This is a genomic window from Streptomyces sp. RLA123 (assembly GCF_056270165.1).
On record NZ_JBWDOR010000003.1, the window covers coordinates 2316174 to 2333859 of the forward strand.

13 protein-coding genes and 3 pseudogenes are annotated in these 17686 nt (G+C 70.3%); 3 read left to right on the forward strand and 13 right to left on the reverse strand.

Translation table 11 applies throughout. The features are described from left to right. Window positions 1–3 precede the first annotated feature (3 nt). From RV983_RS10400 to RV983_RS10410, 3 genes are all read right to left on the reverse strand, one after another. The gene (locus RV983_RS10400; protein ID WP_475985513.1) at window positions 4–978 is read right to left on the reverse strand and encodes a carbohydrate ABC transporter permease; all 975 of its coding nucleotides are present in this window, start codon (window positions 976–978) and stop codon (window positions 4–6) included. A 36-nt stretch (window positions 979–1014) separates the two neighbouring features. Beyond that, on the reverse strand, window positions 1015–2430 hold the full coding sequence (locus tag RV983_RS10405; RefSeq protein ID WP_475985514.1) for an ABC transporter substrate-binding protein: 1416 nt from the start codon (window positions 2428–2430) through the stop codon (window positions 1015–1017). 285 nt (window positions 2431–2715) lie between these two features. Next, window positions 2716–3723, reverse strand: coding sequence for a LacI family DNA-binding transcriptional regulator (locus RV983_RS10410; RefSeq protein ID WP_475985515.1), 1008 nt, complete (start codon window positions 3721–3723; stop codon window positions 2716–2718). 262 nt (window positions 3724–3985) lie between these two features. Here RV983_RS10410 and RV983_RS10415 point away from each other — a divergent pair, with 262 nt between their 5' ends. Continuing rightward, window positions 3986–4885 carry a sucrase ferredoxin gene (locus RV983_RS10415; RefSeq protein ID WP_475985516.1) on the forward strand — a complete coding sequence of 300 codons (900 nt, stop codon included), beginning with the start codon at window positions 3986–3988 and terminating at the stop codon, window positions 4883–4885. Here the strand turns inward: RV983_RS10415 and RV983_RS10420 are convergent. Both RV983_RS10420 and RV983_RS10425 read right to left on the reverse strand, forming a co-directional pair. Continuing rightward, window positions 4852–5436, reverse strand: a pseudogene (locus RV983_RS10420) (type 2 periplasmic-binding domain-containing protein); the annotation flags it as partial. The gene RV983_RS10415 and the pseudogene RV983_RS10420 overlap by 34 nt on opposite strands. After that, window positions 5432–5653, reverse strand: a pseudogene (locus RV983_RS10425) (ABC transporter permease); the annotation flags it as partial. The pseudogenes RV983_RS10420 and RV983_RS10425, both read right to left, overlap by 5 nt. A 2-nt stretch (window positions 5654–5655) precedes the next feature. Here RV983_RS10425 and RV983_RS10430 point away from each other — a divergent pair. Continuing rightward, window positions 5656–5853: pseudogene (locus RV983_RS10430) on the forward strand (helix-turn-helix domain-containing protein); the annotation flags it as partial. Between the two features lie 122 nt (window positions 5854–5975). Here the strand turns inward: RV983_RS10430 and RV983_RS10435 are convergent. From RV983_RS10435 to RV983_RS10445, 3 genes are all read right to left on the reverse strand, one after another. Continuing rightward, window positions 5976–7577, reverse strand: a complete 1602-nt coding sequence (locus RV983_RS10435; protein WP_475985517.1) for a solute symporter family protein — start codon at window positions 7575–7577, stop codon at window positions 5976–5978. After that, window positions 7574–8065, reverse strand: a complete 492-nt coding sequence (locus tag RV983_RS10440; protein ID WP_475990277.1) for a DUF485 domain-containing protein — start codon at window positions 8063–8065, stop codon at window positions 7574–7576. The genes RV983_RS10435 and RV983_RS10440 overlap by 4 nt, the downstream gene beginning before the upstream one ends. A gap of 134 nt (window positions 8066–8199) precedes the next feature. Next, entirely contained in the window at window positions 8200–10329 is a 2130-nt protein-coding gene (locus tag RV983_RS10445) for a DNA gyrase/topoisomerase IV subunit B (RefSeq protein WP_475985518.1), read from the reverse strand. A 426-nt stretch (window positions 10330–10755) separates the two neighbouring features. On the opposite strand from RV983_RS10445, the gene RV983_RS10450 reads away from it, so the two are divergent. Further along, entirely contained in the window at window positions 10756–10986 is a 231-nt protein-coding gene (locus RV983_RS10450; protein WP_475985519.1) for a DUF7455 domain-containing protein, read from the forward strand. 163 nt (window positions 10987–11149) lie between these two features. On the opposite strand, the gene RV983_RS10455 is transcribed toward RV983_RS10450, so the two are convergent. The 5 genes from RV983_RS10455 to RV983_RS10475 form a co-directional block, all read right to left on the reverse strand. Then, window positions 11150–11953 (reverse strand): serine protease, encoded by an 804-nt coding sequence (locus RV983_RS10455; RefSeq protein ID WP_475990278.1) that lies wholly within the window; start codon window positions 11951–11953, stop codon window positions 11150–11152. 406 nt (window positions 11954–12359) lie between these two features. Continuing rightward, window positions 12360–13916, reverse strand: a complete 1557-nt coding sequence (locus RV983_RS10460) for an RNA polymerase sigma factor (RefSeq protein WP_475985520.1) — start codon at window positions 13914–13916, stop codon at window positions 12360–12362. 310 nt (window positions 13917–14226) lie between these two features. Beyond that, window positions 14227–15144 (reverse strand): FadR/GntR family transcriptional regulator, encoded by a 918-nt coding sequence (locus tag RV983_RS10465; protein WP_475985521.1) that lies wholly within the window; start codon window positions 15142–15144, stop codon window positions 14227–14229. A 92-nt stretch (window positions 15145–15236) separates the two neighbouring features. Next, a complete protein-coding gene (locus RV983_RS10470; RefSeq protein WP_475985522.1) occupies window positions 15237–16865 on the reverse strand; it encodes an ATP-binding cassette domain-containing protein in 1629 nt (542 codons plus the stop codon). A 32-nt stretch (window positions 16866–16897) separates the two neighbouring features. Next, window positions 16898–17614: an NUDIX hydrolase gene (locus RV983_RS10475; RefSeq protein ID WP_475985523.1), complete on the reverse strand. Its 717-nt coding sequence runs from the start codon at window positions 17612–17614 to the stop codon at window positions 16898–16900. Window positions 17615–17686: the final 72 nt, after the last annotated feature.

Consider the following 17686-nt stretch of genomic DNA (forward strand, 5'->3'; position numbering starts at 1 on the left):
GCCCTACTCGTCCGCGGCACGGCTGAGCCGCACGTAGCCGGCGGAGAAGGCCGCCAGCAGTACGAGCAGGACCAGGCCGAGCGCCGCGGCGCCGCCGAAGTTGTTGAAGTTGAAGGCATATTGGTAGATCAGATAGACGACGGTGGTCGTCGAGCCCTCCGGGCCGGAGCCTCCGGTCAGCAGGAAGGGCTCGGTGAAGACCTGCATCGTGGAGATGATCTGCATCAGCAGCATCAGCGAGAGGATGAGCCGGGTCTGCGGGATCGTCACGTGCCAGATCTTGCGCAGCAGTCCGGCCCCGTCGAGTTCGGCGGCCTCGTACAGCTCACCGGGGATGCCCTGCAGGGCGGCCAGGTAGATCAGGGTGGCGCCGCCCATGTTCATCCAGGTGGAGGCGATGACCACCGACAGCATGGCGGTGTCGGTGGACTGCAGCCATTGCTGCGCCGGCAGGTGCAGGGTCTCCAGGATGCGGTTGAACAGGCCGTACTCGGGGTTGTAGAAGTTCTTGAAGAGCAGCACCGAGGCGACCGGCGGCAGCATCACCGGCAGGTACACCAGCAGCCGCAGATAGCCCTGCGCGTGCTGCAGTTCGTTCAGCAGCAGCGCGACGAAGAACGGCACCGCGAAGCCGAGCAGCAGCGCCAGGCCGGTGTAGAGCAGGGTGTTCTGCCAGGCCTGCCAGAACGCGGGGTCGTGGAAGACGTAGTTCAGGTTGGACCAGCCGGCCCAGGTGGTGTGCCCGTCCTTGGTCTTCTGGAAGGCCAGTACGAACTCCCGGACCATCGGGTACCAGGAGAAGAACGCGAAGCACAGCACGGCGCCGATGAGGAAGCCGTACGCGGTGAGGTTGCGGCGCAGGGAGCGGCCGGCCCGCCCCGGACGGTGGGGATCCGGGGCAGGGCGGCGTGCCGAGCGGCGCGACCGGCTCTTCGCGGGAGTGCTGGCGGGCAGGGTGGGGGCGCTGGGGGCCGACATCGTTACTCCTGAGTGCCGGGGGGCCGGGGGCCGGAGCTACTGGTTGGCGAGGACCTGGTTGACCTGGGTCTCCGCGGTGGACAGCAGCTTGGCGGCGTCCGCGTTCTTGTTGGTGAGAACGCCGGACATCACGTTGTCCAGGACCTTGTAGATCTCCTGGGCCTTCACGGGCTCGGCCTTACCGGGGATCGGGTTGTCCATGAAGGCGCGGAAGTTCTCCACCGGCATGGTGGCGCTGGCCGCCTTGAGCTGGTCGTCCTTGGTCTTGCTGGCGCCGATGAAGAAGGCCGGCTGGGGCAGACCGACGGGCAGACCGTCCGTCTTGCTGCGGGAGTACTCGAACTGGCCCTTGCCCGGGGAGAGGGTCTTGAAGTTGAGCCAGGCGATGGCGGCCTTGATCTTGTCGGGCGAGCTGCCCTTCTTGATCATGTAGTCGTTGCCGCCGAAGAGGGTGGCCTTGCCGCCGGGGATCGGACCCATGCCGAAGTTGGCGTAGTCGGCGCCGAGCTGCTGGACCATGTACGTGATGTCGTCGGGCGCGGCCAGGAACATGCCGAGCTTGTCCGCCGCCATCTGCTTCTGCAGGTCACCCCACTTGAGCAGCTGGGTCTGGCCCATGCTGTTGTCGGTCCAGCGCATGTCGTGCAGGTTCTGCACGATCTGCTTGCCGAGGTCGGCGTTGAACGCCGCCTTGCCGCCGTCCTCGGAGACGACGTCACCGCCCAGGCCGTACATCGCGGCGGTGAAGTGCCAGCCGCCGGTGTTCTGCGCGCTGTAGTCGCCGTATCCGGCGACGCCCTTGCCGAGTCCCGCGATGGCCTTGGCCGAGGTGCGGACCTCTTCCCACGTGGTCGGCGGCTTGTTGGGGTCGAGGCCGGCCTGCGTGAAGAGCTTGCGGTTGATGAGCAGACCCATGGTGTAGTTGCTCGTGGGCACGCCGTAGAGCTTGCCGTCCTTCTTCAGGACGCCCATCACGTTGGGGTCGATGTCCTGGAGCGCGGGGACGGTCTTGTCCGTCACGTACGCGGAGATGTCCGCGGCCCCGTCGTTGTCCAGCACCTGCTGCAGGTCGGTGAAGTACGTGTAGAACACGTCCGGCTGGGACTTCGCCTTCAGAGCCGCGGTGAAGCGGGCCGGCTCCTCGCACTGACCGGGCGTCGACTTACCGTCGATCGTCACGTTCGGGTACTGCTTGTTGAAGGTGGCGACGTCCTCCTTCCACTCCTTGAGCTCCGCCTTCTTGGCGGCCGGCGGCATGCAGTCGATGGTGAGCGTGACCTTGGCCTTCGGGTCCAGCGGGGCGGTCGGGTCGGACGATGATCCGCCGCCGGCGTTGTCGTCGTTGTCCGCGCTGCTGCTGGTGCCGCAGGCGGTGAGGGCGACGAGGGCCAGCGCGGAGACGAGCGTGGCCGCGGAGGCACGACGGGCGGGGCGGAACCAGGAGCTTCTCATCGGTGGTCCCCTTCGGGCATGAGCGTGGAAGCCCCCGACTACGCACAGCGGGGGCGCCGCACACTCAAGCACTCCTGGTAGATGTCCGCAAGATGTCGCGCAGTTTTCGCAAAAGACTGACGAGCTTGCGCAGGTGGGCTGCGAACCGTTTCCACGGCCGCGGACCGGGCCGGCCGGCAGGGCCGGCCGCGCCCGGGCGGGATCCGGCGGGGCCAGGGCGCGCGAAAGCCCGCGGTGCCGGGCACCGCGGGCTCTGCGGGGTACGCCGTCGCGCGGCGTGCGGGCTCAGCCGCGCACCGGTCCCGTCGTACCGCGGACGACCAACTCGGGCTCGTACAGCAGCTCGTCGGAGGCGACCTGCTTACCCGCGATCTTCAAGGCGAGCAGTTCGACCGCGGTGCGTCCCATCGCCTCGATCGGCTGGCGCACGGTGGTCAGCGGCGGATCCGTGCAGGTCATGAACGCCGAGTCGTCGTACCCGACCACCGAGACGTCCCCCGGCACCGACAGCCCCATCCGGCGCGCCGCGCGTACCGCGCCCAGCGCCATCGGGTCGTTGGCGCAGATGATCCCGGTGACCCCGCGCTCCCACAGCTTCGCGGCCGCCGCCTGGCCGCCCTCGAGCGTGAACATCGCCCGCCCGACGTGCTCGTCGGGCAGCGGCGACCCGGTCGCCGCGGCCACGCCGCGGGCCGCCGCCAGCTTGCGCCGCGACGGCACGTGGTCGGAGGGCCCCAGCAGCAGGCCGATCCGCTCGTGGCCGAGCGAGGACAGGTGCCGCCACGCCTGCTCGACCGCCACCGAGTCGTCGCACGACACCCTCGGGAAACCCAGGTGCTCTATCGCCGCGTTGATCAGCACAACCGGCAGATTGCGTTCCGCGAGCAGCCGGTAGTGGTCGTGCGGCGCGTCCGCCTGGGCGTACAGACCACCGGCGAACACCACACCCGAGACGTGCTGTTGCAGCAGCAGCGACACATAGTCCGCCTCCGACACCCCGCCCGCGGTCTGGGTGCACAACACGGGCGTGAGCCCCTGCTGCGCCAGCGCCGCGCCGACGATGTCGGCGAACGCCGGGAAGATCGGGTTCTGCAGCTCGGGCAGCACCAGCCCCACGAGCCGCGCCCGGTTCCCCCGCAACTGTGTGGGCCGCTCGTACCCCAGCACGTCCAGTGCCGTCAGCACCGCCTGCCGGGTCCCCTCCGACACCCCCGGCTTCCCGTTCAGCACCCGGCTGACGGTGGCCTCACTGACCCCGACCTTCTTCGCTACTTCGGCAAGCCGTCGCGTCATGCGTGCAAGCATACGACACGCCATGCAAGTGGTTTGCGCTCTTGCGCAAGGCCGCTGGGGCCGGCGATGCACGAGCACGCCACCGGGGCGGGAGCGTCGGCCCGCACGCGACCTGAACCGTTGCAGCGGCCGCCGATCGCGCACCTCACCGAGCCCCCTCCCGGACGAAGTCAGGCATTCCAGAAACCCGACGAGGCGCCGCCCATGCCACACGGGAGGGGCTGGAGAGCTGCGGGGGATCCAGAAGGTTAGGCTTACCTTCATGAGCACCTGCACGACCGCGTCCAGTTCGCTGGCGGAGCCCGTTGCCGCGACCGCGGCCACCGCGCGCACATGGCTGCTGCTGGAGCAACCGGGGCCGTGGGGCCCCAAGGCGCTGACCGGGAGCCATCTGGACCCGCGCGTGGGGCGGGCGCTGGAACGGGCCGCCGCGGGAACCGGGGTGCGTGTGGGCCTGATCCGGCGGCCCGGGCCGCACGCGGACCGCCGGCGCGACATCCCCCGGCGCACGGCGTACATGGCGCACACGGTGCCGGGGCGCTCGTGGGTGCGGGAAGCCGTGCTCGAGGACCCGGAGACCCTGCTCGGGCTCGACTTCGCGGCACTGGGGCAGGGCGACCACCGCGGCTTCGGAGTGCCGTACGAGGGCGACCCGCTCGCCCTGGTGTGCACCAACGGCAGGCGCGACCGCTGCTGCGCGCTCAACGGACGCCCGCTGGCGGCCGGGCTCGCCACCGCACGGCTCGGTCACGTGTGGGAGGTGACCCACCTGGGTGGCCACCGCTTCTCGCCGACGATGCTGGTGCTGCCGTACGGCTACTCCTACGGGCGTGTGGACCTCCCGCTGGCGCGGCAGGTGCTGGAGGCCGCCCGCGAGGGCCGCGTCGTCCTGGAGGGCTGCCGTGGGCGCTCCGCCTGGGAGCGCCCGGGCCAGGCGGCCGAGCTCGCCGTCCGCCGGCTGACCGGCGAGGACCGGGCCGGGGCTCTGACCGTGGACGGCACACGCGTGCGGCACGTCGACGGCCGGGTCTGGGACGTCGAGGTGACCGCGGTCGCGGCGGAGCCGCCCCGGCCCGAGAGCTGCGGGGCGGCCCTGGGGGCACCGCTGCGCATGGAGGTCAGCGGCATTCAGCCGGCGCTCTTGACGAACTCCGTGGTGTAGGTCCTGCTCAGGTCGACCTTCGCGTTCTGCAGGTTCGGGTTGAACGCCTTGAGGACCCGCTCCACGGTCTCCGGGCCGCCCTCGGGCATGACCCCGTCCTTGGTGAACATCGGCAGCGTGCTCTCGATGGACCGCGTGCAGAGCTCCGGGGCGCCGCCCCGCGCGTAGTCGGCCGGCATCTTCGCGGCGATCTCGGCGGCGGTGCGCGTGGACATCCAAGTGAGCGTTTTCACGAAGGCGTTGGCGAGCTTCTGCGCGGTCTCCTTGCGGCCGTTCATCCACTCCGTCTGCATGTTGAGGCTGGCGGAGGGGTAGAGCCCCCCGCGGGCCTGCCGGGAGCCCTCGGGGGTGTGCAGGTCGATCAGCACCTTGCCGAGCTTCTTGTCCAGGATCGCGGCCACGGTCGGGTCGGTCGTTTTGCCGCCCTGGATCGAGCCCCGCTACAGCGCGGAGACGAAGGTCTGGCCCGCGCCGACGGCGACCGGGGTGAACTCGTTGCCCTTTACGCCGTCGCTGACGGCGAGGTCCATCGTCAGGAAGTCCGTGGAAGACCGGGAAGAAGACCAGCACCACCGCGGAGGCCACCTTCGACGCCGGGCCGAGGCCGAACCAGATGAGGAAGACCGGCGCGAGCACGATGCGCGGCAGCGCGTTGAGCACCTTGATGTACGGCCCCAGCACATCGGCCAGGAAGCGGATGCGCCCGAGCACGATCCCGAGCACCACACCGGCGACGACGCCGACCATCCAGCCGAGCAGAGACTCGTACCGAGGCGGCGCAGCCGCTGTCGGCTCACGAAGTCGCCGCACGCGCGGGGATCAGCCGCTCCACCGCCCAGCGCTACCTGAAGTTCCTGGAACGCGAGGGGCGGATCAGCCTCACCCTCAAGTACGGCGACACCGGCCGCCCCGAACACCGGTACACCTGGGGCGCGGGCCGGCTGACCCCGTTCACCGCCGGGCGGTGACGAGACCACGGCGACGCGGAACAGCCCGCCCTGGGAGGGCCGTTGAGGGCCCTCGGCGGGATTCCCCGGCCCGGAACCCGGCCAACGGTCCGAACGGGCCCACAGAGCCGGTGCGGGCCCTTCTAGGCCGCTCCGGCGCCCGTGAGGGCCCGGACCTCCACCTCCGCGTACGCGTCGGCGTCGGCAGGCTCACGCGTGAGCAGCGTGCCGGCCCAGCCGGCCAAAAAGCCCAGGGGGATCGACACCAGCCCCGGGTTCTGGAGCGGGAAGAAGGCGAAGTCCATCCTCGGGAAGAGCGAGTCCGGGCTGCCGGACACCACCGGCGACAGCACCACCAGCGCCACCGCCGGAACCAGGCCGCCGTACACCGACCACACCGCGCCCCGGGTGGTGAACCTGCGCCAGAACAGTGTGAAGAGCAGCACCGGCAGGTTCGCCGACGCCGCCACCGCGAACGCCAGTCCCACCAGGAACGCCACGTTCTGCCCCTGCGCGAACAGGCTCAGCCCGATCGCCACGCCGCCGATCCCGACGGCGGCAAGCCGGGCCACCCGTACCTCCTCGTGCTCGCGGCGGACCGCGCCGGGGCGGGGACGGCGGAGCGTCGCGTACAGGTCGTGCGCCACGGAAGCGGAGGAGGCCAGCGTGATGCCCGCGACGACGGCGAGGATCGTGGCGAAGGCGATGGCGCCGACGACGGCGAAGAGCACGGTCCCGCCGGTGGAGCCCGCTCCCCCGCCGAGGTCGAGGGCGAGCAGGGGCACCGCGGTGTTCCCGGCGGCGTTGGAGGTCCGTACGGCGTCCGAGCCGACGACGGCGGCCGCGGCCACGCCGAGCACGATGATCATCAGGTAGCAGCTGCCGATCAGGCCGATCGCCCAGACCACCGAGCGCCGGGCCGAACGGGCGGTCGGCACCGTGTAGAAGCGGGACAGGATGTGCGGCAGGCCGGCCGTCCCGAGCACCAGGGCGAGGCCGAGACTCATGAAGTCCAGCCGGGAGGTCCAGTTCTCGCCGTACTTCAGGCCCGGGGCGAGATAGGCGCGACCGTGTCCGCTGCCGTCGGCCGCCGCGCGCAGCAGGCCGCCGAGGTCGCCGTGGAAGCGGATCAGGACCAGCACCGTGAGGGCGAGCGTGCCGCCCATCAGCAGCACCGCCTTGACGATCTGGATCCATGTGGTGGCCCGCATACCGCCGAAAGTGACGTAGAAGACCATGAGCGCGCCCACCCCGACCACGGTCCAGGTGCGGGCGGCCGAGCCCTGGCCACCGAGCAGCAGCGCGACCAGGCTGCCCGCGCCCACCATCTGCGCGACCAGGTAGAGCACGGAGACGACGACCGAGGCGGTGCCCGCGGCGATCCGCACGGGCCGCTGTTTCATCCGGGCGCTGAGGACGTCCGCGAGGGTGTAGCGGCCGCAGTTGCGGACGAGTTCGGCGACGAGGAACAGCACGACCAGCCAGGCGACCAGGAAGCCGACCGAGTAGAGCATGCCGTCGTACCCGAAGAGCGCGATGAGGCCGGAGATGCCGAGGAAGGTCGCGGCGGACAGGTAGTCGCCCGCGATGGCGAATCCGTTCTCCAGAGGCGAGAAGAGCCGGCCGCCCGCGAAGAACTCGACCGAGGAGCTGCGCCGCCGCCCGGCCCAGGCGGTGATGGCGAGGGTGACGGAGACGAAGACGGTGAAGAGGACCAGCGCGAGTCCCTGGTGGTTGCCGGTCACCGCATCCGCTCCTGGGTGTCCCAGCGCAGTTCCAGGGCGGCCCGGTCCCGGCGCAGCCGGGCGTGCCGGGCGTAGGCCCAGGTCAGCAGGAAGGTCGAGGCGAACTGCGCGAGTCCCAGGGCCATGGCGACATTGAGCTCGCCGGCGACCGGCCGGGCCATCAGACGGGGTGCCGTGGTCGCGAGGACGACGTAGAGCAGGTACCAGGCGAGGAAGGCCAGGGTCGCCGGGAAGACGAACCGCCGGTAGCGGCCGCGGACTTCCTGGAACGGGCCGCTGCGCTGCACCTCCCGGTACACGGCGGCACGGCCGGACGCCGGGGCCTGTGGGGGTACGGGCGCCGGCGGCGGTTGCTGCCCCTCCCAGTCCCCGGCGGCCAGGGCGTCGTACCAGGGGTCGTCCACCCGCAGCCCGCTGGGCTCCGCCCCGTCGTGCTCTTTCACGGACTCTCCTCGCTTCACGGACCGTTCGGCCGTGCGCCCAAGCATGGACATTGCGGGAAGATCCGGGAGGCCCCAAGCAGAAACCTTCACCCCATCAGGTGACGATCCCCCACCCCGGGGGGTGGGGGACAGCACATTGACCTAAAGGGCCTGGCGGGGCGGCCCGGGCCGGGCGGCCGTCAGGCGTCGATGCGTGAGCGGTCCAGGGTGGCCGCGGAGTTGGTGATGAACTCCCGGCGCGGCGCCACGTCGTTGCCCATCAACAGGTCGAACGCCAGCTCGGCCCCGTCCAGGTCGCTGATGTTGATCCGGCGCAGCGTCCGGTGGCGCGGGTCCATCGTCGTCTCGGCCAGCTGATCGGCGTCCATCTCGCCCAGGCCCTTGTACCGCTGGATGCTGTCCTTGAAGCGGATGCCCTTGCGCTCGAACTCCAGCAGCGTCTCGCGCAGTTCCCGGTCGGAGTACGTGTACACGTACTTGTCCTGGCCCTTGCGGGGGTTGATGAGCTCCACGCGATGCAGCGGCGGGACCGCGGCGAAGACCCGTCCGGCCTCGACCATGGGGCGCATGTAGCGCTGGAAGAGCGTCAGCAGCAGGCACCGGATGTGGCTGCCGTCGACATCGGCGTCGGTCATCATGATGATCTTGCCGTAGCGCGCCTGGTCGATGTCGAAGGTACGGCCGGAGCCGGCTCCTATGACCTGGATGATCGCCCCGCACTCGGTGTTCTTGAGCATGTCAGAGACCGAGGACTTCTGGACGTTGAGGATCTTGCCGCGGATCGGCAGCAGCGCCTGGAACTCGGAGTTGCGCGCGAGCTTCGCGGTGCCCAGCGCCGAGTCGCCCTCGACGATGAAGAGTTCACTGCGGTCCACGTCGTCACTGCGGCAATCGGCGAGCTTGGCCGGCAGCGACGAGGACTCCAGCGCGGTCTTGCGGCGCTGCGCCTCCTTGTGCTGCCGGGCGGCGATCCGCGTACGGGCCGCGGCGACCGCCTTCTCCAGCACGGCGCGGGCCTGCTGTTTGTCGTCCCGCTTGGTGGAGATGAGGAAGGCCTTCAGCTCACGCGAGACGACGTTGGAGACGATGCGGTTGGCCGCCGAGGTGCCGAGCACCTCCTTGGTCTGGCCCTCGAACTGCGGCTCGGCGAGCCGGACGGTCACGACCGCGGTCATGCCCTCCAGGGCGTCGTCCTTGACGATGTCGTCCTCGGCGACGCGCAGCAGTTTGTTGGCGCGCAGCACCTCGTTGACCGTCCGGGTGATGGCCCCCTCGAAACCCCGGACGTGGGTGCCGCCCTTGGGCGTCGCGATGATGTTCACGAAGGAGCGCAGCGTGGTGTCGTACCCCGTGCCCCAGCGCAGCGCCACATCGACGGCGAGCTCGCGGGTGACCTCGGTGGGGCTCATGTGTCCGCGGTCGTCCAGGACCGGCACGGTCTCCTTGAAGGTGCCGCTGCCGGACAGGCGCAGCACGTCGCAGATCGGCTTGTCCGGGGTGAGGTAGTCGGCGAACTCGCTGATGCCGCCGTCGAAGTGGAAGGTGTCCTCGACCGGCTTGCCGTCCTCGGAGCCGCTGTCGGCGCGCTCGTCGCGGACCACGATCGTCAGGCCGGGCACCAGGAACGCGGTCTGCCGGGCCCGCTGGTGCAGCGTGTCCAGGGAGAGCTTGGCGTCCTTGAGGAAGATCTGGCGGTCGGCCCAGTAGCGCACACGGGTGCCCGTACGGGTCCGCGGCACCTTCTTGGACTTGTCGAGCCCGCTCTCCGGTTCGAAGTTCGCCTCCGGGCCGGGCTTGGCGAAGCGGCCGGGGACGCCGCGCCGGAAGCTGATGCCGTGGGTGTGGCCGCTGCGGTCGACCTCGACGTCGAGCCGGGCGGACAGGGCGTTGACGACCGAGGCGCCCACGCCGTGCAGACCGCCGGAGGCCGCGTACGACCCGCCGCCGAACTTGCCGCCCGCGTGCAGCTTGGTCATGACGACCTCGACACCGGACAGGCCGGTCTTGGGCTCGATGTCGACGGGGATGCCACGGCCGTTGTCGCGCACCTCCACCGAGTTGTCCTCGTGGAGGATGACGTCGATGTGGTCGCAGTGACCGCCGAGGGCCTCGTCGACGGAGTTGTCGATGATCTCCCAGAGACAGTGCATCAGGCCGCGGCTGTCGGTGGAGCCGATGTACATGCCCGGGCGTTTGCGCACCGCCTCCAGGCCCTCAAGTACCAGCAGATGCCGCGCGGTGTAATTGGAGCCGTCACGATCTGCACCGGTCAGCAACGCGGTGGACGGCACGGATGTTTCGGCGGTCACGCGGGACGTCTCCTCGATGAAGTTCTACAGCCGTATCGGTCAGAGGGTACCGAGGCCGCGCGCGGCCGTTTCGCCGCGACCCGGTATGCGGTCCATGCTAGCTCGCCTTCGAAGACATGTTCGATCCCTCGTTTGAGTGATACACATGTCACGTTCCCCTGGAGGCATGAACCATTTAGGCTGCGGGCACGTCCTCATCAACAACCGGCAAGCCAGCCGGCGGGACATAACTGAAGAATCTGACCAGTTCCGCCCGATTGCCCCGAATACGACAAATAACCGCACCAGAGGATCATTCGCCGCCAATCGGTAGCATCCAGCCGCTACAACAACGGTTTCCAGGAAAAAGGCACCAGCGGGAACAGTTACGGCCTGGTTGGATGTTGACCCTGGTACGACAGCTCGTCGAGCTAGAGAAGAGGCGACGTGACTACAGTTCTGACCCCCGCGAGCCCGCTGACGGCGGCGGACCGCTGCGACCGTTGCGGCGCCCAGGCCTACCTGCGCGTCGTTCTGATCAGCGGCGGTGAGCTGCTCTTCTGCGCGCACCATGGGCGTAAGTTCGAGCCCGAACTGAAGAAGATCGCTGTGGAAATACAGGACGAGACCGGCCGCCTCACGGCCACGCAGACCGTCGCGGTCGATGACGAACGCTGACGCGTAGCACTGCGACGAGCTTTCGACGGGCGGCCTCCAGCGTGGAAGGCCGCCCGTCGGCGTGTCCGCCGCCCGTCATCGCGGCCGGCGCCCGGAGCGCCCTCCGCACCGCGCATCCGCGGCGCCTGGGCGCCTCACGGCTGCACGATCATCCATCAACCGGTCACGAGTGCTGCCCGACCAGCCCGGAGACCGACGAAACCCTGGTGTAGACGCCCGGTTGACCGGCCTCGGCGCAGCCGGAGCCCCATGACACCAGGCCGATGAGCCGCTGCCCCGCCACCAGCGGGCCACCGCTGTCCCCCTGGCAGGAATCGCGGCCCCCGGTGAGTTCACCCGCGCACACCATGGAGCCGGACATGTACTTGCCGTCGACGCTCCCCGGGTAGGCCTTCTGGCACACCGCGTCGGAGAGCACCTTGACCGGGGCCGCCCGCAGGGTGTTGGAGTAGGTGCCGAGCCCTGTCGTGTCGCCCCAGCCCAGGACCTTGGCCGGGGTGCCGGAGCGGTAGACGGCACTGTCGCCGGGCTTGGCCATGGAAATCGCCGCCGAGGCCGGAAGCCGCCCGGCGAGCGTGACGACCGCCACATCACCGTTGTTGGTCGCCGGATCGTAGGCCGGGTTCACCCAGACGTTTGTGACCGGCACCTCCCTGCCCCCCGCGCCGCTCAGGTCCGTGCGCCCGCCGATGACGCGCAGATCGGGCACCTGCCTCCAGTCCCCGCCGAGTGCGGCCGGGGTGAAGCAGTGCGCGGCGCTCACCACGGTGGCCGGCCCGACCAGGGCACCGGCGCAGAACTGCCCTGAGCGAGTCGTCCCGTACCGCGAGCGGCTGGAGATGGCCACGGCCCAGGGGTACTGCTGGGTCGACACGGGCGCACCGCCTATGACGGCGCCGGTGGCACCTTGCGTCGGCGATTTCGGAGTCGCCACGTCCGCGACGGCGCGGCGCCCTTCGGGTGCCACGGGCGCCGCCGCCCGGCCGAGCTGCGCGGAGGACTCCGCGCCCCGGGCTATGGACTCCCGCCCCGGTGTGGCGTACGAGGCCCCCTCCTGCGACTCGGCCGCGGGCACGGCGGCGCTCCCCGCCTGCTGGGCCACGGATTCCACGCCCGGCGCGGCGGGCTCAACGGTGGCGGCATACGCGGTGTACGCGGGGGCCACCAGCGGCATCGCGAGCGCGGATGCCAGCGTCAGTCCGCCGATCATCGAGCGGATCGAGGAACGCATGCACTCTCCTCACCCTCCGGAAGAACAAGTGCACTCAGAGTGACCCGCATGATCCACCCCCGCATCCGGAGCGGCCTCCGAAAACGCCGACGGGCCCGCGCCCGCCAATGGCGGTCACGGGCCCGTCGCGAGCCGGTCCTGATCAGTCCAGGTAGTCGCGCAGCACCTGGGAGCGGGACGGGTGGCGCAGCTTGGACATGGTCTTCGACTCGATCTGGCGGATGCGCTCACGGGTGACCCCGTACACCTTGCCGATCTCGTCGAGCGTCTTGGGCTGGCCATCGGTCAGGCCGAAGCGCATCGAGACCACGCCGGCCTCACGCTCACTGAGCGTGTCCAGGACGGAGTGCAGCTGCTCCTGGAGGAGCGTGAAGCTGACCGCGTCGGCCGGGACGACAGCCTCGGAGTCCTCGATGAGGTCACCGAACTCGCTGTCGCCGTCCTCGCCCAGGGGGGTGTGCAGGGAGATCGGCTCGCGGCCGTACTTCTGGACCTCAATGACCTTCTCGGGGGTCATGTCGAGTTCCTTGGCCAGCTCCTCCGGGGTGGGCTCGCGGCCCAGGTCCTGGAGCATCTGGCGCTGGACGCGGGCCAGCTTGTTGATGACCTCGACCATGTGCACCGGGATACGGATGGTGCGGGCCTGGTCGGCCATCGCGCGGGTGATCGCCTGGCGGATCCACCACGTCGCGTAGGTGGAGAACTTGAAGCCCTTGGTGTAGTCGAACTTCTCGACCGCACGGATCAGGCCCAGGTTGCCCTCCTGGATCAGGTCCAGGAAGAGCATGCCGCGACCGGTGTAGCGCTTGGCCAGCGAGACCACCAGACGGAGGTTGGCCTCCAGCAGGTGGTTCTTGGCCCAGCGGCCGTCCTCGGCGATGATCTCCAGCTCACGCTTGAGCTTGGGGGCGAGCTTGTCCGCCTGGGCCAGCTTGTCCTCGGCGAACAGACCGGCCTCGATGCGCTTGGCGAGCTCCACCTCCTGCTCGGCGTTGAGGAGGGGGACCTTGCCGATCTGCTTCAGGTAGTCCTTGACCGGGTCGGCGGTGGCGCCGGCCGCGGCGACCTGCTGCGCGGGGGCGTCGTCCTCGTCGTCGTCGGAGAGCACAAAGCTCTCCGCCTCGGTCTCGCCGGCCGGAACGTCCTCGTCCTTGCCGGGCGTGGCCTCCTCGAGAGGTTCCTCGCCCTCGGCGAGTTCGTCGCCCTTCTTGGTCCTGGTCTCGGCGGCGGTCTTCTTCGCCGTCGTCTTCTTGGCCGCGGTGGTCTTCTTGGCCGCGGTCTTCTTGGCCACGGCCTTCTTGGGCGCCGCGCCCTCGTCGCTCCCGTCCGCCACCGCTTCCGACTCGACGGCGGACGCGGCGGCCTTGGCCGCCACGGTCTTCTTCACCGGCGCGACCTTGGTCTCGACGGTCTTGGTGGCAGTACGCTTCGCCGGGCTCTTGGCTGCGACGCTCTTACGGGTGCGCTTGGGCGCCTCAGCGGCACTCACCATCAGCGTCACACCCTCCTCGTCGAGGACCTGGTTGAGGCTGCGCAGAACGTTCTTCCACTGGGTTGCCGGGATCTGGTCCGCTTCGAAGGCTCGGCGCACGTCGTCGCCGGCGATCTGACCCTGAGCCTTACCCCGCTCGATGAGCGCCATCAGAGACTCGGACTCGGCGATCTCCGGCGGGAGCGTACGGGATGTGCTGGCCGACACGAACAACCTCTCGGAACGATGGAAAACGACTACGGTGGAACCGCTCAGCAACTCAGCGTCATGTACGTCGCGGATATTCCTCGCGCGGCCGCCACCTCTTACCTCATCGCGCTGCTCGCCAGAGCGTTACGCCCGGCCCCACGTGGTCCGAGTCACACCCCGGAACGGCATCAACCAGTCGATAGCCGGACACTCGGTGTGAACGAGACGGCCATGTCCGCCCCTGACGGGGCGGACGGCTCCGCCGCCGGGCCCGGAGGGTGTGGGCCGGCGGCGGAAGTCGGTGCCGTCTCCGGTTGGCTCCGGGCGATCAGTGCTCGCGCGGCGCGGGGACGACATGGTCGGGGGTCCCGGCGGGACCCGGCTCGGTGTGCACGGCCAGCAGCTGGCGCATGACGGCCTCCGCCTCGGCACCGTCGGAGGCGGCCAGCGCCTCGACCACCCGCACGTGGAGGGCCACGGAGTGATCGCCGGGGCGCTCGCAGCCGGTGACGGGGCCACCGGAGACCTGGAGGGCGGCGGAGACGATGCAGGACAGGTGCTCCAGCATGCGGTTGCCCGCGACCTGCAGGAGCAGGGCGTGGAACTCGGCGTCGGCGCGGGAGAAGGTCAGCCCGTCGCCCTGACCGACGGCGTGAGCCATGATCTCGGTCATGTCCACCAGGCGCTGCTGGATGTCCTCACGGCCGTGCCCGGCGGCGAGGCGGGCGGCGAGCGGCTCGATCGTCCAGCGCAGCTCGAACAGCTCGCGGCGCTGGTCGTCCCGCTGCGGGCCGAAGGCCCGCCACTCGATGATGTCGGGGTCGAGCAGATTCCAGTCGCTGACGGGGCGGACCCGGGTGCCGACGTTGGGCCGGGCACTGACCAGACCCTTGGCCTCCAGAACACGCAGCGATTCGCGGACGACGGTGCGGGAGACCTCGAAACGCTGGCCGATCTCCTCGGGGACGAGCGGGCGGTCGGCACCCAGATCGCCGGAGACGATCATCTGGCCGAGCTGCTGGACGAGTTGGCCGTGGAGCCCGCGGCCACGGCTGCCGCCCGCCCGGCGGCCCATCCGGCCCATGTCGGTGTCGCCGCCCTCCCAGGAGGGCGTGCCGCCGGGCCGGTCCAGCGAGGATCCGGCGGAGACGTCGGCGTACGGATAGCGGTCGAGCTCGCCACCGCCGACGAGGCTGGGGTCGACGGAGCGGGCGGCGGTCATCATGGTGTGCGCAAGGGTACTCACGCATCATTTGTCGGCGATGACGCCCGGCGCCTTGAGGGCTTTGCTGAAAAGCACACGAAAGGGTGAGCACTCATCACCTGATAATTGACGCTTTATCGGAAGGAAATGGGGTTTCTCCGGCGCAAGACCGTTGCCACATAGGCACACAACAGCGCGAAGAGCGACAAGACGAAGGAATACCGGACGGGTTGGGTCGCCAGCCGGACCGCGTCGATGGCGGGCGCGGTCGCCGCACGGCGCACGACGGGCGCCACCAGCAGAGGCACCGCCAACACCCCGGCCAGACCGAGCGCGGTGGTACGGAACACCCCTGCCGCCAGCACACCGGCCCAGCAGCAGACGAGCGCCAGCACCCCCCATGTCACGGCGATACGGGCCAGGACCAGGAGACGGGGCAGCCCGTGGTCGCCCAGGAAATGCGCCTCCACAGCCCCCGCCACGGCCGCGCCACCGGCGATCAGCAGCGCCGCACCGCCGTTCACGACGAGCTTGGCCAGCAGCAGGCGCAGTTGGCGCGGCACGGGCGCGTTGGCGGGGGCCAGCGCCGGGTACCGGAACTCCTGGCCGTACGAGAGCGCCCCGAGCAACCCGCCCCCGAGAGCGGCCGGAGGAAGCGGCAGGGAATGTGCCCAGCCGGTCAGCAGGCGCAGGGAGGCGGCATGGTGCCCAGTGCGCAGCAGCACGAAAGTGGAGAGTGCCGAGGCGAGCACGCCGGCGAGGGCGATGAGCCACGGGCCGCGGATGCCCGCGAGGCGGCGCAGTTCGTAGCGGACCGGCCGGGCGGGCCCGGCGGGCGGGCGCGCCTCGCGCACCGGCGCCAGGGAGATCGCGCCGGGGGCGCGATCTCCGTGCGGCGAATCCGGAACGCCGGTGTCACCCACCTCGTCCGCGAGGCGGTGCAGCAGGATGCCGTGCCGGAAGGCTGTCTCGCCGATCCGGGCGGTGGTCGCGCCGTAGACGCAGATGCGACTGCCGCTCTCGTGGGTGATCTCGGTCTCGTCGCCGGCGAGCAGCAGCGCCAGGCGTTCGGCCTGCGGCGACTGCACGGCGACGTAGGGCCGCAGCCGTCCGCGGCCGAATTCCCGGGCCGACTGGTCGGCGACGAGCCGCCCCGCGTCGAGCGTGACGATGCGGTCCGCGAGGCGACCGGCCGTTCGAGGATCACTCACGGTGACGACCACCGTGCCGCCGCGTGCGGCATAGGTCTTCAGCAATCCGTACAGCCAGGCGGTGTCGCGGGGTGACAAGTCCTGCGCGGGGTCGTCGAGCAGGAGGGCGGGCGGGTCGCCGAGGAGGGCGGCGGCCACCCCGAGGCGGCGGTCCATGCCGAGCGAGAACTCGCCGAGGCGCCGGTCGGCCGCGTCGCGCAGGCCCACGATCTCCAGGACCTGATCGGCACGTTCGACCGGCGCACCGGCGGCGGCGGCCAGCATCCGCAGGTGGCCGCGGGCCGAGCGGGAGGGATGTCCGGGGACGTCGCCGAGGAGTACGCCGACGATGTTCGCCGGGTGGGCGTGACGGTGCAGCGGCCGACCGCCGAAAAGGGTGATGCCGCGGCCGGGTTCGAGTTCGATCATCAGCCGCAGAGCGGTCGACTTGCCCGCACCGCTGTCGCCGAGCAGGGCGGTGATCTCCCCGGGGCGGGCGTCAAAGGTGAGGTCGTCCACGGCGGGTGCTTCTTCGCCGCGGGACGCGCTGGTCAGTCCGATGGCCTGGATCACCCTTGCACGATAACGTGCGAAAGGTCCGAAATTTACACCTCTGGCCGCAACATGGGCGGATTGAGGATGGTTGCACCACCCGCGCGGAACAACTGTGCGGGCCGACCGCCCTGACGGGTCGTCGTGCCGCCGGTGGGTACGAGGAATCCGGCCGTCCCCGTCACCTTGCGGTGGAAGTTGCGCGGATCGAGGACGACACCCCACACCACCTCGTAGACCCGGCGCAGTTCACCGACGGTGAACTCCGGCGGGCAGAAGGCGGTGGCCAGTGCGGAGTACTCGAGCTTGGACCGGGCGCGTTCGACGCCGTCGCCGAGGATGCGCGCATGGTCGAAGGCGAGGGCACCGTCCTCGCCATTGCGCAGCAACTCCCCCACCGGGGCCCAGCGGGCACTGCGCGCGTCACCTCCGGCGCGAGGAGCGGGCAGATCGGGGGCGAGCACCAGGTGGGCAACACTCACCACGCGCATGCGCGGGTCGCGCTGGGGATCGCCGTACGTGGCCAGCTGCTCCAGGTGCACCCCCTTACCGGCGCGGAGCCCCGTCTCCTCCTCCAGTTCACGGGCGGCGGCCTCGGCCAGGTCCTCGTCGCCCCGCACGAAGCCTCCGGGCAGCGCCCACCGGCCCTGGTACGGCGGCTCGCCGCGACGGACCGCGAGGGCGCTCAGGGCGTTGCTGCGCACCGTGAGCACGACGAGATCGACGGTGACGGCGAACGGCGGGAAAGCTGACGGGTCGTAGGGCGACATGTCCGCGATCATAGTCGTCTGCCTGACGATAAGCAGCAGGTTGGAAGGATGACGGGGCCCGCTCTCGGCCGG

Excerpts from the sequence above, each read along its gene's own strand:
- RV983_RS10410 (WP_475985515.1), bottom strand. The coding sequence starts at position 3,723 with ATGACGCGACGGCTTGCCGAAGTAGCGAAGAAGGTCGGGGTCAGTGAG.
- RV983_RS10475 (WP_475985523.1), bottom strand. The coding sequence starts at position 17,614 with ATGTCGCCCTACGACCCGTCAGCTTTCCCGCCGTTCGCCGTCACCGTC.
- RV983_RS10405 (WP_475985514.1), bottom strand. The coding sequence starts at position 2,430 with ATGAGAAGCTCCTGGTTCCGCCCCGCCCGTCGTGCCTCCGCGGCCACG.
- RV983_RS10415 (WP_475985516.1), top strand. The coding sequence starts at position 3,986 with ATGAGCACCTGCACGACCGCGTCCAGTTCGCTGGCGGAGCCCGTTGCC.
- RV983_RS10440 (WP_475990277.1), bottom strand. The coding sequence starts at position 8,065 with ATGCTTGGGCGCACGGCCGAACGGTCCGTGAAGCGAGGAGAGTCCGTG.
- RV983_RS10400 (WP_475985513.1), bottom strand. The coding sequence starts at position 978 with ATGTCGGCCCCCAGCGCCCCCACCCTGCCCGCCAGCACTCCCGCGAAG.